At 71.3% G+C, this 14,567-nt stretch carries 14 protein-coding genes; 11 read left to right on the forward strand and 3 right to left on the reverse strand.

The window, feature by feature from the left end:
• Positions 1-4 precede the first annotated feature (4 nt).
• The 11 genes from ACIA79_RS03645 (at position 5) to ACIA79_RS03695 (ending at position 12,042) form a co-directional block, all read left to right on the forward strand.
• Positions 5-1,249 carry an MCE family protein gene (locus ACIA79_RS03645; RefSeq protein WP_399426491.1) on the forward strand — a complete coding sequence of 415 codons (1,245 nt, stop codon included), beginning with the start codon at positions 5-7 and terminating at the stop codon, positions 1,247-1,249.
• A complete protein-coding gene (locus tag ACIA79_RS03650; protein WP_399426492.1) occupies positions 1,246-2,283 on the forward strand; it encodes an MCE family protein in 1,038 nt (345 codons plus the stop codon). Before ACIA79_RS03645 ends, ACIA79_RS03650 begins: the two co-directional genes overlap by 4 nt.
• A 26-nt stretch (positions 2,284-2,309) precedes the next feature.
• Positions 2,310-3,290, forward strand: a complete 981-nt coding sequence (locus ACIA79_RS03655; protein WP_399426493.1) for an MCE family protein — start codon at positions 2,310-2,312, stop codon at positions 3,288-3,290.
• Complete coding sequence (locus tag ACIA79_RS03660) at positions 3,287-4,441, forward strand: MCE family protein (RefSeq protein WP_399426494.1); 1,155 nt, start codon at positions 3,287-3,289, stop codon at positions 4,439-4,441. Before ACIA79_RS03655 ends, ACIA79_RS03660 begins: the two co-directional genes overlap by 4 nt.
• Positions 4,438-5,733 (forward strand): MCE family protein, encoded by a 1,296-nt coding sequence (locus ACIA79_RS03665; RefSeq protein WP_399426495.1) that lies wholly within the window; start codon positions 4,438-4,440, stop codon positions 5,731-5,733. Before ACIA79_RS03660 ends, ACIA79_RS03665 begins: the two co-directional genes overlap by 4 nt.
• The gene (locus ACIA79_RS03670; RefSeq protein ID WP_399426496.1) at positions 5,730-7,013 is read left to right on the forward strand and encodes an MCE family protein; all 1,284 of its coding nucleotides are present in this window, start codon (positions 5,730-5,732) and stop codon (positions 7,011-7,013) included. The genes ACIA79_RS03665 and ACIA79_RS03670 overlap by 4 nt, the downstream gene beginning before the upstream one ends.
• Positions 7,010-7,540 (forward strand): hypothetical protein, encoded by a 531-nt coding sequence (locus ACIA79_RS03675; RefSeq protein WP_399426497.1) that lies wholly within the window; start codon positions 7,010-7,012, stop codon positions 7,538-7,540. Before ACIA79_RS03670 ends, ACIA79_RS03675 begins: the two co-directional genes overlap by 4 nt.
• 13 nt (positions 7,541-7,553) lie before the next feature.
• The gene (locus ACIA79_RS03680; RefSeq protein ID WP_399426498.1) at positions 7,554-8,375 is read left to right on the forward strand and encodes a hypothetical protein; all 822 of its coding nucleotides are present in this window, start codon (positions 7,554-7,556) and stop codon (positions 8,373-8,375) included.
• A gap of 171 nt (positions 8,376-8,546) precedes the next feature.
• Entirely contained in the window at positions 8,547-9,386 is an 840-nt protein-coding gene (locus ACIA79_RS03685) for a TIM barrel protein (RefSeq protein ID WP_399426499.1), read from the forward strand.
• Positions 9,387-9,423: 37 nt separating this feature from the next.
• Positions 9,424-10,341: a 2-hydroxy-3-oxopropionate reductase gene (locus tag ACIA79_RS03690; RefSeq protein ID WP_399426500.1), complete on the forward strand. Its 918-nt coding sequence runs from the start codon at positions 9,424-9,426 to the stop codon at positions 10,339-10,341.
• A 243-nt stretch (positions 10,342-10,584) separates the two neighbouring features.
• Positions 10,585-12,042 (forward strand): catalase, encoded by a 1,458-nt coding sequence (locus tag ACIA79_RS03695; protein ID WP_399426501.1) that lies wholly within the window; start codon positions 10,585-10,587, stop codon positions 12,040-12,042.
• A 377-nt stretch (positions 12,043-12,419) separates the two neighbouring features.
• Here ACIA79_RS03695 and ACIA79_RS03700 read toward each other — a convergent pair whose 3' ends face one another.
• The 3 genes from ACIA79_RS03700 to bla all read right to left on the reverse strand — a co-directional run bounded on the left by ACIA79_RS03700 (position 12,420) and on the right by bla (position 14,480).
• The gene (locus tag ACIA79_RS03700; RefSeq protein WP_399426502.1) at positions 12,420-13,067 is read right to left on the reverse strand and encodes a class I SAM-dependent DNA methyltransferase; all 648 of its coding nucleotides are present in this window, start codon (positions 13,065-13,067) and stop codon (positions 12,420-12,422) included.
• A gap of 231 nt (positions 13,068-13,298) precedes the next feature.
• Complete coding sequence (locus ACIA79_RS03705; protein WP_399426503.1) at positions 13,299-13,463, reverse strand: hypothetical protein; 165 nt, start codon at positions 13,461-13,463, stop codon at positions 13,299-13,301.
• A gap of 75 nt (positions 13,464-13,538) precedes the next feature.
• A complete protein-coding gene (gene bla, locus ACIA79_RS03710) occupies positions 13,539-14,480 on the reverse strand; it encodes a class A beta-lactamase (protein ID WP_399426504.1) in 942 nt (313 codons plus the stop codon).
• Positions 14,481-14,567: the final 87 nt, after the last annotated feature.

Here is a 14,567-nt window from a genome sequence, read left to right on the forward strand (position 1 = left end):
GCCGATGAGCACGCCTGTGAAACTACGGCTGTACGGGATCGTCTTCCTCGTCGCCCTCGCCCTGCTGCTGTCACTGTCCGTCGCCGTCTACCAGCAGGTGTTCACCTCCGTCGTACGGATCACGCTGGAGGCGGGCACGCTCGGCAACCAGCTGGAACCCCGGGCCGACGTGAAGCTGCGCGGGTTGCTGGTCGGCGAGGTGCGCGAGGTGCGGGCGGACGGCGAGAAGGCCACCCTCGACATCGCACTGAAGCCGGAGCACGTCCCGCGCATCCCGGCCGATGTGCAGGCGCGGCTGCTGCCCAAGACGCTGTTCGGCGAGAAGTACGTCGACCTCGTCGCCCCTCCCGGCTCGACGACGCGCCCCATCCGCGCCGGTGACGTCATCAGCCAGGACCGCACCGCGGTCGGCATGGAGGTGCAGCAGCTGATGAACGACCTGCTGCCGCTGCTGCGGACGGTGAAGCCGGCCGAGCTCAACGCCACGCTCTCCGCGTTCGCCACCGCCCTGGAGGGACGGGGCGACCGGATCGGCGACAACCTCGTGCGCGTCGAGGACTATCTGAGCCGGCTGAACCCGCACATGCCGTCCATCAAGGAGAACATCTCGCGGTTCGCCGATGTGGCCGAGGTGTACGGGGACGCCGCGCCCGATCTGATGAAGATCCTGCGCAACACCGTCACCACCAGCCGCACCATCGTCGAGAAGCAGGACCAGCTGGCCGCCCTGTTCACCTCCACGGCGACCATGTCCCGCACCGCTGACGGCTTCCTCGACGACAACGGCGAACGGCTCATCACCCTGGGCCGCGTCTCCCGCCCCACGCTGGCGCTGTTCGCCCGGTACGCGCCGGAGTACCCGTGCCTGCTCAAGGGCCTGGTGCGGCAGGAGGAGGCGGCGGAAGAGACCTTCAGAGGCGGAAAAATGCGCATCACCCTGGAAATCGTCCGTCCCCGCCCGGGTTACGAGCCGGGCGAGGAGCCGCGCTACGCGGATCGCTCCGGCCCGAACTGCAGAGGGCTCCCCGGCCCCGGTGTCCCGGCCGGCCACACCAAGCTCGACGACGGTACGCGTGACGTGACGGCCGGCGGGGCGACCGCACACCAGTCGTCCGCCACGGCGGCCGAGCAGCGGGCCGTGGGTTCGCTCGTCGCGCCCGTCATGGGCGTACCGGCCGACGAGGTGCCGGCGGTGGCGACGCTGCTGTTCGGTCCGATGGCCCGGGGGACGGCGGTGAGCGTCGCATGAGCCGTACGAAGAGCGCACGCAGCACCGCGGCACCGCTGATCAAGTTCGGTCTCTTCGCGGTGGTGACGGTCCTCGCGACCACGCTGCTGGCGGCCACCATCGTGAGCATCTCGTTCACGCCGGAACACACCTACAAGGCCGTCTTCAGCGATGTGACGAGCCTGGAGGAGGGTGACGACATCCGGGTGGCGGGCGTGCGGGTCGGTGAGGTGGAGGAGATCGCCATCAAGGACCGGACGCTGGCGGAGGTCACCTTCACGGTGACCGAGGACCGGCCACTGCTCGCCGGCACCGGTGCGGTCATCCGGTACCGCAGCCTGGTCGGGCAGCGGTACATCGCGCTGACGGAAGGAGCGGGCGACGGCACCCGGCTGCCGCCCGGCGGGACGATCCCGTTGTCGCGCACCCAGCCGGCCCTCGATCTGAACGCGCTGCTGAACGGCTTCAAGCCGCTGTTCGCGGCGCTCAGCCCCAAGGACGTCAACCAGCTCGCCACCGAGATCGTCAAGACCCTCCAGGGCGAGGGCGGCACGGTCAACAGCCTCCTCGCGCACACCGCGTCCCTGACCACCACGCTCGCCGACCGGGACCGGCTGATCGGTTCGGTCATCGACAACCTCAACACCGTGCTGGCGACGCTCGACCAGCGGGGCGCCCGCTTCTCGGGGCTGATCGAGCAGCTCCAGCGGGTGATCTCGGGACTGTCGGCGGACCGCAAGCCCATCGGGGAGTCGCTGGTGAGCATCAACGACCTGACGGAGGCCACCTCCGGCCTCCTGGAGGACGCCCGGCCGCCGCTGAAGGCCGACATCGCCGAACTGACCGAGCTGACCGGAACCCTGAACGAGAACGAGAAGACCGTGGAGGGCGTGCTGAAGCGGCTGCCGAACAAGCTCGACAAACTGACGAGGACCGCCTCGTACGGCTCCTGGTTCAACTTCTACCTCTGCGACTTCGACGGCCGGATCGTGCTGCCGAAGACCGAGGAAGTCATCACCCCCGAGCTCCACGTCGCCCGGGCGAGGTGCGCATGAAACGGCCCCGTACGAAACGGCCCCGCATGATCCCGTTCCGCGACCGGAACCCGGTGACCATCGGCGCGGCCGGTCTGACCGCACTCGCGCTGCTGACCGTCGCCGCGTTCAACGCCGACAGCCTGCCGCTGATCGGTGACGGCGACACCTACAGCGCGGCCTTCTCCGAGGCGGGCGGGCTCAAACCGGGTGACGAGGTGCGGATCGCCGGGGTGAAGGTCGGCAAGGTCGACGAGGTGGACCTGGACGGGGACCACGTCAAGGTGGTCTTCCGGGTGAAGGGCGATCCCGCGTTCGGTACGAGGACGGGTGCGGCGATCCGCATCAAGACCATCCTGGGCGCCAAGTACCTGGCCCTGGAGCCGAAAGGGCCGGGGCAGCTGGAGCCGGGCAGTGAGATACCGCTGCAGCGGACGACACCCGCGTACGACGTCGTGACGGCCTTCAGCGACCTGACCACCACGACCGAGCAGGTCGACACCGAGCGGCTGGCGACAGCGCTGAACACCATCTCGACGACGTTCGAGGACTCCCCCGCCGAGGTGCGGGCCTCGATCCAGGGCCTGTCGAGGATCTCCCGCACGGTCGCCTCCCGCGACCAGGCGCTGCGGGAACTCCTCGCCCACGCCAGGGGAGTCAGCGGGGTGCTCGCCGAGCGGTCGGGCGAGTTCCGGGCGCTGGTCAAGGACGGCGACAAGCTGTTCACCGAGATCGCGAACCGGCGGGCGGCGATCCACGCGCTGCTCAAGAGCTCGGCGGCGCTGGGCATCCAGCTGTCCGGCCTGGTCAAGGACAACAGCACGGAGATCGGTCCGGCGCTCAAGGGCCTGAACCAGGTGGTGGCGATGCTCGAACGCAACCAGGCGAGCCTCGACCGCTCGATCAAGCTGATGGCCCCGTACGTCCGGGTCTTCACCAACACCCTCGGCAACGGCCGCTGGTTCGACAGCTACATCCAGAACATGGTCGCCGCCCCGGTGGTCCCGCGCACGGGAGGTACGTCATGAAGGGCATGAAGGGCATCACCGCCGTGAAGGCGCGTCGGCTGATCGCCGCCGCCGTCGCCCTCGCGGTCGTCGCCACGGGCGCCGTGGTGCTGTGGCCCGAGCCGGAGCCCGTCCGCGTCACCGCCTACTTCCCGCGCACGGTCGGCATCTACCCGGGCTCCGACGTGCGGGTGCTGGGCGTACGCATCGGTGAGGTCACGGAGATCACCCCGCAGGGGAAACGGGTGCGGGTGACGCTGGAGTACGACTCCGGGCGCAAGGTCCCCGCGGACGCCAAGGCCGCCATCATCAACTCGTCGGTCGTCAGCGACCGATACGTGCAGCTGCTGCCGGTGTACAAGGGCGGCGCGCGGCTGCGCGACGGCGACGTCATCCCGGAGGAGAGGACGGCCGTGCCGGTCGAGCTGGACCGGGTCTTCGACAGCCTGCACACCACGTCGGAGGCGCTCGGCCCGCGCGGTGCCAACAAGGACGGCTCGCTGTCCCGGCTGCTGGGGGTGAGCGCGGACAACCTCGAAGGGCAGGGGGAGAACCTGCACCGGACGGTGGAGGACCTGTCCCTGGCGGTGACGACGCTGTCCGACGGGCGGCAGGACCTGTTCGGGACGGTCCGCAACCTCCAGGTGTTCACCGCGGCGCTGGCCGCCGACGACAAGAGCGTCCGGGGTTTCAACGACAGCCTGGCGAAGGTGGCCGACCAGCTCGCCGGGGAGCGCAAGGACCTGGCGGCCGCGCTGCGGCACCTGGGTGTGGCGCTGGCGGACGTGTCCGAGTTCGTACGGAACAACAAGAAGTCCCTGTCGTCGAACGTGGAGGGGCTCGCCGAGGTCACCAAGGTGCTGGTGACCCAGCGCGCCGCGCTGGCGGAGGTGCTGGAGGTGGCACCGACCGGGCTGTCGAACCTGCAGAACGCCTACAACCCGTCCTCCGGGACCCTCGACACCCGCAACAACCCCGACCACCCGCAGGATCCGGCCTCGTTGCTGTGCTCGCTGCTCAGCACGACGGGCGAGGCGAAGGCGGCGGACTGCAAGGAGCTGAAGAAGCTGTTCGCCTCCCTTCCCGAGCTCGGGCCGGTCCCGGCGGCACCTGCCGCCGGGACCGGCCCGGTCGACCGGACGCTGGGCGGAATCCTGGAGGAGGACGCATGAGGGGCCTCCGTGTGACCGCGGTGGTGTGGTCGGCGGCCGGTTCTCTGCTGCTGACGGGCTGCTCGGGCAGCGGCTTCGACGGGCTGTACGACGTCGGGCTGCCGGGCGGCGCGGCCGCCGACGGCGACGCGTACCGGGTGACGGTCGAGTTCCGTGACGTCCTGGACCTGGTGCCGCAGTCGGCGGTGAAGGTGAACAACGTGACCGTGGGCGCGGTCGAGAAGGTGGAGCTCGACGGCTGGCACGCGCGGGTGCGGCTGCGGATCGCCGACTCGGTGAAGCTGCCGGGCAACGCGGTCGCCGAGTTGCGGCAGACCAGCATGCTCGGTGAGAAGTACGTGGCGCTGTCGGCGCCCGTGGACGCGGCGCCGGCCGGGCGGCTGAAGGACGGGGCGCGTATCCCGCTGTCCCGCAGCGGCCGCAACCCGGAGATCGAGGAGGTGCTGTCCGCGCTGTCCGCGCTGCTCAACGGCGGCGGGGTCGCCCAGCTGAAGACGATCACCACGGAGCTCAACAAGGCCCTGGAGGGCCGGGAGAACCGGGTCAGGTCGCTGCTGGGCGAACTGGACACCTTCATCGGCGGGCTGGACTCGCAGCGCACGGAGATCGTCCGCGCCCTGAACGGCATCGACCGGCTCTCCAAGCGGCTGGCGGCGGAGAAGAAGACGATCACGTCCGCCCTCGACACCGTACCGCCGGCGCTGAAGGTGCTGGCGGACCAGCGGCGCAAGCTGACGGCGATGCTGACGTCCCTGTCGACGCTGAGCACGACCGGTACGAAGGTGATCAACGCGTCACGTGCCGACGTGGTCGCAAATCTGCGCGCCCTGCGGCCGATCCTGGAGCAGCTGAACAAGGCGGGCGACGATCTGCCGAACGCGCTGGAGCTGCTGACGACGTATCCGTTCCCGCGCAACGTGGTCGGCGCGATCAAGGGCGACTACGTCAACCTCAGGATCACCGCCGACCTGGATCTGGCGAGCATCTACGGCAACCTCCGCGACGAGCCCGCGAAGCCCGGGGCACCTGATGTACCCGGTCTGCCGGAGAGGCCGGGGCTGCCGGAGGTGCCGGAGGTTCCCGTACCGCAGGTCCCGGACGTACCGGGCGTACCGGGCGTACCGGAGCCGGCTCCGCTGCCGACGGCGCCTTCCCGGCCCGCGGACGACGGCGGTCCGCTCTGCCCGCCGGTGTGCACGGTGGCACACACGTCCGCCGGGGACCAGGACGGTTTCCCGTCCGGTACCGATCCCGCCCTCGCGGAGCTGATGCTGAAGGGGATGCTGCTGTGATCACCCGTACGGTCAAGGCCCAGCTCCTCGCCTTCGCCACCGTGACCGCCGTGGGCGTGTCGTACGTCGGAGCCGAGTACACGGGGCTGGCCGACGCCCTGTTCGACCGCGGTTACACCGTGGAAGCCGACTTCGCCGACTCCGGGGGCATCTTCAAGGGCGCCGAGGTCACCTATCGCGGAGTGCCGGTGGGCCGGGTCGGCGAGCTGCGCCTGACGGACGGCGACGGGGTGAGAGTGGTCCTGGATATCGAGGACGGGACGCGCATCCCGGCGGACACGCTGGCGGTGGTGGCGAACCGGTCGGCGGTCGGCGAGCAGTACGTCGACCTCCAGCCGCGCGGAGTGGGCGGCCCCTATCTGCGGGACGGCTCGGCGATCGCCCGCCGCGACACGCGTGTGCCGCTGCCCGCGACGGATCTGATCGTCAGCCTGGACCGGTTGGTGAATTCCGTCGGAAAGGACGACCTCCGGATCACGGTGGACGAGCTGGGCAAGGCGTTCGCGGGCACCGGCCCGGAGCTGAGCAGGCTGGTGGACTCGGGAAACCTGCTCGTCGAGTCGGCGTCCGACTCGCTCCCGCAGACCGTGTCGCTGATCGAGGATTCTCGGACGGTCCTCAAGACGCAGGCCGACAAGGGCTCGGCGATCACGTCCTTCTCGCGCGACCTGGCGGCGCTCACCGCCGAGCTGAAGTCCAGCGACGGCGACATCCGGCGGCTGATCGGCGCCGGGGCGCCCGCCGCGCAGGAGGTGAACTCGCTCCTGACGACGACCAGGCCCCACCTGCCCGTCCTGCTCGGCAATCTGATCAGCGGGGGCCAGATCACGGTGGCCCGGCTGCCCGGGGTGGAGCAGGCCCTGGTCACCTTCCCCGTGGTGGTGGCGGGCAGCTACACCGTCATCCCCGGTGACGGCACCACCCACTTCGGGATGGTCGCCGGCCAGGACGACCCGCCGCCGTGCCGGCAGGGATACGGGACGCAGCGCCGCGACCCGGCGGACACCTCCGACCGGCCGGCCGACACCGGCGCGCGCTGCACGGCCCCGCGCGGCGCCGCGACCTCCGTACGCGGCGCCCAGAACGCCCCCGGGCCTTCGGGGGGCTCCCGTGCGGGCCGGGGCGCCGACCCGGCCGCGTACATCACCCCGTACGACCCGGAAACCGGCATGGCGGCCGGGCCGGACGGAACTCCCGTCGAGATCGGCTCGACGGGCGGCGAACAGAGTGTGTTCGGAAAGGACTCGTGGCAATGGCTGCTCGTCGGACCGATGGCATGACAGGCCTGCCGTTCTCCCGCGCGACACGGCGACTGAGGGAGGCCGCCCGGCGCGGCAGGGCGCTGCCCGCGGCGCTGGCGGTGGCGACCGCCGCGGTGACGGTCCTCTCCGGGTGGCTGAGCCTGCAGGTGTACGACCAGCGGGCCGAGGAGCAACGGCGACAGGACATCCTGGCCGCCGCCCGGCAGTCGGCGCTCAACTTCACCTCGCTCGACTACCGGCATTACGACAGGGACAGCGCGAACGTGCTGAAGGGCGCCACCGGGGACTTCAAGGAACAGTTCGCGGCACAGACCGCGGAGCTGACGAAGCTGGTGGCCGCGAACAAGTCCGTGTCGGAGGGCCAGGTGCTGGAGGCGGGCATCACGCGCGCCGACGAGCGCACCGCTCGCGTCCTGGTGGTCGCCGACAGCAGGGTCACCAACACCGCCGCCCCGCAGGGGCAGGCGCGTACGTACCGGCTCCAGCTCGATCTCGTGCACGAGGGCGGGCGCTGGCTGACGTCCGACGTCGAGTTCGTCGGCTGAAAGGACACACGTGATGGCGAACACGAGCCTTCGGGGCCGGGGCGGCACGGGCTCCCCCGCCCGCCGCTCCCTGTCCGCGGCCGCCCGGGCGGCGGCCAAGCGCGCCGAGCGCGCCGGAGAGCCCGCGGAGGGTGTGGTGGCGGGCCGCACCCTCCGCCCGGAAGACCCCCCGCCCGGGGCCGAGGCGCCCGAACCGGACGGGGAGTCCCCGGACCGGGAGGGGCCGGATCAGCCGGACGGGGACCTGGACAGGAACGCGGACCGGGAGGGGCCGGACGGGGAGACGGACCCGGGTGGCGACGCGTCGCCCGCCCGCGCCGGCGGCTCCGGGCGGCGGCGTGGCCTGGTGTGCGCCGTGCTGGCGCTGCTGATCGTCCTGGGGCTGGTCGCGGCGGCCGTGCTGGCGCTGGAGTACCGGGAGGGGCGCGCGGCCGAGCGGGCGCGCGCCGGGGCGGCCGAGGCGGCGCGGAAGGCCGCGCCCGTCGTCCTGTCGTACGACCACCGGCATCTGGACCGGGACTTCGCGGCGGCCCGGGCGCACCTCACCGGCTCGTTCCGTGACGAGTACCGGAGGACGACCACGAGCGTGGTGGCGCCGACCGCCCGGAAGTACCGGGGCGTGGTGCGGGCGACGGTGGTGGCGCCGCCGGGCGGCGGTGAGCCGGCCGTGTCGGTGGTATCGGCGTCGCCGGACCGGGCGGTCGTGCTGCTGTTCGTCAACCAGGTCACGACGAGCACCCAGGTTTCGGGGCCTCGCGTCGACCTGAACCGGGTGCGGATGACCCTCGCGCGCACCTCCGGCGGCTGGAAGGTGAGCGCCGTGGACGCGTTGTAGCTGGTTGTGGCGGTGCACAAGCCGTCGAGGCGCTTTTCGGGCCATCGCCCGGAAGGCGCCTTTTTTGTCGGCCGTTTTGCGGGCCGCTCTTGACAGCCCTCCCCCACGGCAGGCAATCTTCCGTTAAGCAGAAACGAACTTCCGCAATACGGAAGGAGCGCCGAACCCCTCATGGGATACACGGACCAGCGCTTCGATGTGAACCTGTCGATCCTCTTCACGGAACTCCCGCTCCTGGAGCGCCCCGCGGCCGCCGCCGCGGCGGGCTTCACCGCGGTCGAGCTGTGGTGGCCCTGGATCGAGACGCCCACGCCCGACCAGAGCGAGCTCGACGCCCTGAAGAAGGCGCTGGACGATGCCGGCACCCGGCTGGTGGGCCTGAACTTCTACGCCGGCGCCCTCCCGGGCCCGGACCGCGGCGCCCTCTCCGTACCGGGTGAGGAGTCGGACCGCTTCCGCGCCAACATCGACGTGGCCGCGGACTTCGCCGCCTCGGTCGGCTGCACGGCGCTCAACGCGCTGTACGGCAACCGCGTCGAGGGCGTGGACCCGGCCGTCCAGGACGAGCTCGCCCTGGAGAACCTGGTCATCGCGGCCCGCGCCGCCGACCGGTTCGGCGCGAAGCTCCTGATCGAGACGCTGAACAAGCCGGAGTCGCCGCTCTACCCGCTGGTGAGCGCACCGGCCGCGATCGAGGTCGTGGACAAGGTGAACGCGGCGACCGGCCTCGGCAACGCCGCCTTCCTCCTCGACATCTACCACCTGTCGATGAACGGCGAGGACGTCGCCCAGGTCATCGAGGCGTATGCCGCGAAGACCGGCCACGTCCAGATCGCCGACAACCCCGGCCGCGGCGCGCCCGGCACCGGCTCCCTGCCGCTGGAGGAGCTGCTCGACCAGCTCGCCAAGGCCGGCTACGACGGCTGGGTCGGCCTGGAGTACAAGGCCGGCGACCGCCCGAGCGCCGAGTCGTTCGACTGGCTCCCCGCCGAGGCCCGCGCCGCCCGCTGACTTCCTTCCGCACCACCAGTTCTCGAGAGGCACCCTCATGAGCAATCCCGCCGCTTCCTCCCAGCCCACCCGCCCGGCGATCGCGTGGATCGGCCTCGGCATCATGGGCTCCCCCATGTCCGAGAACCTGATCAAGGCCGGCTACAGCGTCACCGGGTTCACCCTGGAGCAGGACAAGCTGGACCGCCTGGCCGCGGCCGGCGGCACCGCCGCCTCCTCGATCGCCGAGGCCGTCAAGGACGCCGACGTGGTCATCACGATGGTGCCCGCCTCCCCGCAGGTCGAGGCCATCGCGTACGGCCCCGACGGCATCCTGGAGAACGCCAGGTCCGGCGCCCTGCTGATCGACATGTCGTCGATCACCCCGCAGACCTCCGTCGACCTGGCCAAGGCCGCCGCGGAGAAGGGCATCCGCGTCCTGGACGCCCCCGTCTCCGGCGGTGAGGCCGGCGCCATCGAGGCCGTACTGTCGATCATGGTCGGTGGCGAGCAGGCCGACTTCGAGACGGCCAAGCCGATCCTGGAGGCCCTCGGCAAGACGATCGTGCTGTGCGGCCCGCACGGCTCCGGCCAGACGGTGAAGGCCGCCAACCAGCTCATCGTGGCGGTCAACATCCAGGCGTGCGCCGAGGCCGTGGTCTTCCTGGAGAAGTCGGGGGTGGACCTCAACGCGGCCCTGGACGTCCTCAACGGCGGTCTGGCCGGCTCCACGGTGCTGACCCGCAAGAAGGACAACTTCCTGAACCGCGACTTCAAGCCGGGCTTCCGGATCGACCTGCACCACAAGGACATGGGCATCGTCACCGACGCCGCCCGCAACGTCGGCGCGGCCCTTCCCGTCGGCGCCGTGGTCGCCCAGCTGGTCGCCTCCCTGCGCGCCCAGGGTGACGGCGGCCTGGACCACTCGGCCCTGCTGCGTGCCGTCGAGCGCCTCTCCGGCCGGCAGGTCGCCTGACCGGGCGGGCCCCGGCGGCTCGCCCCGAGGGCCCGACGGCACGCGTGAGGTCCTGACCCCTCCGCGTCCCCGACGGCCCTCCCCCTGCATCCGGGCCGCGGCTGCGCCGACACCTGTCCTGTCGCGCCCAGGCGCAGCCGCGGCCCGGATTCACCACCTACATTTCAACAAACTGTTGACGTTTGAATCGGAGCGAACCTACGCTCCTGACACCGCTCAGCAGCTCCCGCACGGAAGGTCACCATGTCGAAGCGCGTGCTTACGACCGAGTCCGGCGCCCCCGTCGCCGACAACCAGAACTCCGCCACCGCCGGCGTCGGTGGCCCGCTCCTCCTCCAGGACCAGCACCTGCTGGAGAAGCTCGCCCGCTTCAACCGGGAGCGCATCCCGGAGCGCGTGGTGCACGCCCGCGGTTCCGGCGCGTACGGCTACTTCGAGGTGACCGACGACGTCACCGCGTACACCAAGGCGGACTTCCTCTCCGAGACCGGCAAGCGCACCGACCTGTTCATCCGCTTCTCGACCGTCGCCGACTCGCTGGGCGGTGCCGACGCGGTCCGCGACCCGCGCGGCTTCGCGGTGAAGTTCTACACCGAAGAGGGCAACTACGACCTCGTCGGCAACAACACCCCGGTGTTCTTCATCAAGGACCCGATCAAGTTCCCCGACTTCATCCACTCGCAGAAGCGCGACCCGTTCACGGGCAAGCAGGAGCCGGACAACGTCTGGGACTTCTGGGCGCACGCCCCCGAGGCGACGCACCAGATCACCTGGCTCATGGGCGACCGCGGCATACCGGCCTCGTACCGCCACATGAACGGCTACGGCTCGCACACCTACCAGTGGACGAACGCCCAGGGCGAGGCCTTCTTCGTCAAGTACCACTTCAAGACGAACCAGGGCATCCGCTGCCTGTCGTCCGAGCAGGCCGCCGAGGTGGTCGGCAAGGACGCCAACTCGCACCAGACCGACCTGCTCCAGGCCATCGAGCGCGGGGTGAACCCCTCGTGGACCCTGTACGTGCAGATCATGCCGGCGGCCGAGGCGGCGGACTACCGCTTCAACCCGTTCGACCTCACCAAGGTGTGGCCGCACGCCGACTACCCGCTGCAGCGGGTCGGCCGGATGGTGCTGGACCGCAACCCGGACAACGTCTTCGCCGAGGTCGAGCAGGCCGCGTTCTCGCCGAACAACTTCGTCCCCGGCATCGGCCCGTCCCCGGACAAGATGCTCCAGGGCCGCCTCTTCGCCTACGCGGACGCCCACCGCTACCGCCTCGGCGTCAACCACACCCAGCTGCCCGTCAACGCCCCGAAGGCGACCGTGGCGGACAACTACGGCCGCGACGGCCTCATGGCCACCCGCAACGGCTCGCGCCACGACAAGAACTACGAGCCCAACTCGTACTCCGGTCCGGCCCAGACCGACACGCCGCTCTCGGCCCCGCTGGCCGTCCACGGCCACACCGGCACGCACGCCGCGCCGCTGCACACCAAGGACGACGACTTCTTCCAGGCCGGTGAGCTCTACCGCCTGATGTCGGAGGAGGAGAAGCAGCGCCTCGTGGCGAACATCGCCGGCGGCCTGTCGCAGGTCTCCCGCGAGGACGTCATCGAGAAGAACCTCGCCCACTTCCACGCCGCGGACCCGGACTACGGCAAGCGCGTCGAGGAGGCGGTCCGCGCCCTGCGCGAGGACTGACACCCGCAAGACGGCGTACGGCACCTGACGGGAGGTCTGCTGCCGTGCGCGGTCCGGACCACCGGCCCGGATGAGGGGTGGTCGGTGGTACGGACAGGTCGTGGACCGTGGCGGCGCGCGAGCCAGTGCGGTGGTAGGGAAGCGCCGTCCCCCTTCTTGACCTGAAGGGAGGGCGGACGGCACCCCCGTCGCCGCCGCCACGGTCCCGGCACCTCCCCCTGGAATCCGTCCGGCGGCGCGAACGTCCTGTCGCGCCAGCCTCGCACCGTCGGACGGTCACCAACGTCACCGCACCCACGAAGAACCAGGGCGCGGAGCCGGGGTTTACGGTCCCCCGGCTCCGCGCCCTTCCTCATGCCCTCACGGTCGCCCCCGGACTACGCCTTGCACGCGAGCAGCTGGACCTCCTGGAACTGCCGCCGGTCCGTGGGGGCCGGCTCGGTCACCAGGCGGGCCGACTCCACCAATCCGTGCTCGCGCAGGAGCGCGGCGAGGCGGTCGGGGAACCAGCGGTAGGCCGTCACCACCGCGTGGTCGTAGGGCTGCGTCGCGTATTGGGGGCCGTCGGTGGCGGGGAACTCGATCAGAAGGTGCCCGCCGGGAGCCAGGACCCGGGCGATCTCGGCCGCGACGGCGGGCAGCTCCTCCGGCGGGGTGTGAATCACGGACCACCGCGAGAGCACCCCGCCCAGCGCGCCGTCCCCGATGTCCAGCGCGGCCATCGAGCCGACCTCGAACCGCAGTCCGGGATGGGCTTCGCGGGCGAGCTCGACCATCACCGGGGAGGCGTCGACGCCGAAGGCGTCCAGGCCCAGCCCGTGGAGGTGGGCCGTGACGTGGCCCGGTCCGCAGCCGAGGTCCGCGACCCTTCCGTCGCCGTTCGCCCGCACCAGCTCCGCGAAGGCACTCAGGAGCGCGCGCTCCAAGGGGCGGTCGCGCAGTGAGTCGTGGAACTGCTGCGCGTAGGTGGCTGCGATGGCGTCGTACGCCACGCGGGTGGCGTGCACGGTGTCGAGTTCGGTCACCCGGAGACCGTAACGGCAGGAGAGGCCCTGCGCTCAGGAGACGTACGAACTGCGTGCGACCGAACAACCGTTGCAACCGTCCGCGGGCAGCGCTCGTCCTCCCCCGCGCCTCGCACAACGCTCCGCGCGGGGCCGGTCGCACGGCCGCGCCCCGCACCCGCAGGGGCGCGTGAGCCGACCGCACGGCCGCAATCCGCACTCGCGGCTGCGGCCGCGCCACCGTGCCCGCGCTCAGTGGTGGGACGGGTCCACGATCACGTCCAGGACCTCGCGCACCACGCGGTACGTCGCCGCGGTGCCTTCGTCCGTCTTGCGTTCCTCCTGCTGCCGCGCCCAGTCCCGGGCGAGCCGGATCCTGCGGAGCAGTTCGTCCGAGTCCACAACACCATCCGTCATGCACTCCGGGTACCCGGAATTCGCGAGAACCGGCCTCCTCGAACGGACGAATCGTGAGCCGGAGCGCGCGCACCGTCACGGCAGGGCGCCGGCCACCACCGACGCGGCCTGCGCGATCAGCCGGTTGTCGTGCTCGGCGTCCTTCTCACCGCGGTTCGACATGATCGCCATGACGATGGGGGCGCCGTCGGGAGGCCACACCACGGCGATGTCGTTCCGCGCGCCGTACGAGCCGCCCGTCCCGGTCTTGTCGCCGACGACCCAGCCCTTCGGCACCCCGGCGCGGATCAGCTCGTCCCCGGTGACGTTGGTCTTCAGCCACCGCGTCAGCCGGGCGCGTTCCGCGGGCCCCAGGACGTCGCCGAGCACGAAGGCACGCAGGTCCCCCGCCAGGGCCCGCGGGGTGGACGTGTCACGCGTGTCCCCCGGCGTCCACCGGCCCAGCTCGGGCTCACGGCGCTCCATCCGGGTCACGTCGTCACCGAGGCCCTCGAGGACGGCGTCCAGGCCCTTCGGCCCGCCCAGCCGGTCCAGGAGCAGGTTGGCCGCGGTGTTGTCGCTGAAGCGGACGGCGGCTTCGCAGAGCGCGTCCAGCGTCATTCCGGTCCCCACGTGCTTCTCGGTCACCGGGGACGGCTCGACCAGCTCGTCCCGGGAGTAGGTGACCCTCTCGCCCATCCCGTCCACGGTGTACTTCCGCAGCACCGCACCGGCGGCGAGCGCCTTGAACGTGGACGCGTACGGGAAGCGCAGGCCGTCGTTGTGGGCCACCTCGCGCCCGGTGCCGGTGTCGACGGCGTAGACGCCGAGCCGGGCACCGAACTTCCGCTCCAGTGCCTTGAGTTCACGGATGTACGGCTCCGTCCGCGCGGCCGCGCCCGGGCGCGTCGCCGTCGGGGACGCCTGGGACGCGGTCGGCGCGGCCGGGACGTCACCCCGGCCGCAGGCCGCGAGCGGGACGAGGGTCAGGGCGACGAGGGCGCCGGCGAAGACCCGCCGGACACGGGTGCGTTGCATGGTCCAAACCTCCGGTTCCCCCCTGTACCCAGCAGGTACGGGGGCAGGGGATCGTCAGTGCGGTGCCACCTTCGCCCGCGTGCTGCC

Source organism: Streptomyces sp. NPDC051310 (genome assembly GCF_044455245.1).
GTDB lineage: Bacteria > Actinomycetota > Actinomycetes > Streptomycetales > Streptomycetaceae > Streptomyces.

What these genes read in the sequence shown, in the direction of transcription:
- bla (WP_399426504.1), bottom strand. Translation starts at nt 14,480, where the DNA reads ATGCAACGCACCCGTGTCCGGCGGGTCTTCGCCGGCGCCCTCGTCGCC.
- ACIA79_RS03695 (WP_399426501.1), top strand. Translation starts at nt 10,585, where the DNA reads ATGTCGAAGCGCGTGCTTACGACCGAGTCCGGCGCCCCCGTCGCCGAC.
- ACIA79_RS03650 (WP_399426492.1), top strand. Translation starts at nt 1,246, where the DNA reads ATGAGCCGTACGAAGAGCGCACGCAGCACCGCGGCACCGCTGATCAAG.
- ACIA79_RS03675 (WP_399426497.1), top strand. Translation starts at nt 7,010, where the DNA reads ATGACAGGCCTGCCGTTCTCCCGCGCGACACGGCGACTGAGGGAGGCC.
- ACIA79_RS03680 (WP_399426498.1), top strand. Translation starts at nt 7,554, where the DNA reads ATGGCGAACACGAGCCTTCGGGGCCGGGGCGGCACGGGCTCCCCCGCC.
- ACIA79_RS03655 (WP_399426493.1), top strand. Translation starts at nt 2,310, where the DNA reads ATGATCCCGTTCCGCGACCGGAACCCGGTGACCATCGGCGCGGCCGGT.
- ACIA79_RS03645 (WP_399426491.1), top strand. Translation starts at nt 5, where the DNA reads ATGAGCACGCCTGTGAAACTACGGCTGTACGGGATCGTCTTCCTCGTC.
- ACIA79_RS03665 (WP_399426495.1), top strand. Translation starts at nt 4,438, where the DNA reads ATGAGGGGCCTCCGTGTGACCGCGGTGGTGTGGTCGGCGGCCGGTTCT.
- ACIA79_RS03690 (WP_399426500.1), top strand. Translation starts at nt 9,424, where the DNA reads ATGAGCAATCCCGCCGCTTCCTCCCAGCCCACCCGCCCGGCGATCGCG.
- ACIA79_RS03705 (WP_399426503.1), bottom strand. Translation starts at nt 13,463, where the DNA reads ATGACGGATGGTGTTGTGGACTCGGACGAACTGCTCCGCAGGATCCGG.
- ACIA79_RS03685 (WP_399426499.1), top strand. Translation starts at nt 8,547, where the DNA reads ATGGGATACACGGACCAGCGCTTCGATGTGAACCTGTCGATCCTCTTC.
- ACIA79_RS03660 (WP_399426494.1), top strand. Translation starts at nt 3,287, where the DNA reads ATGAAGGGCATGAAGGGCATCACCGCCGTGAAGGCGCGTCGGCTGATC.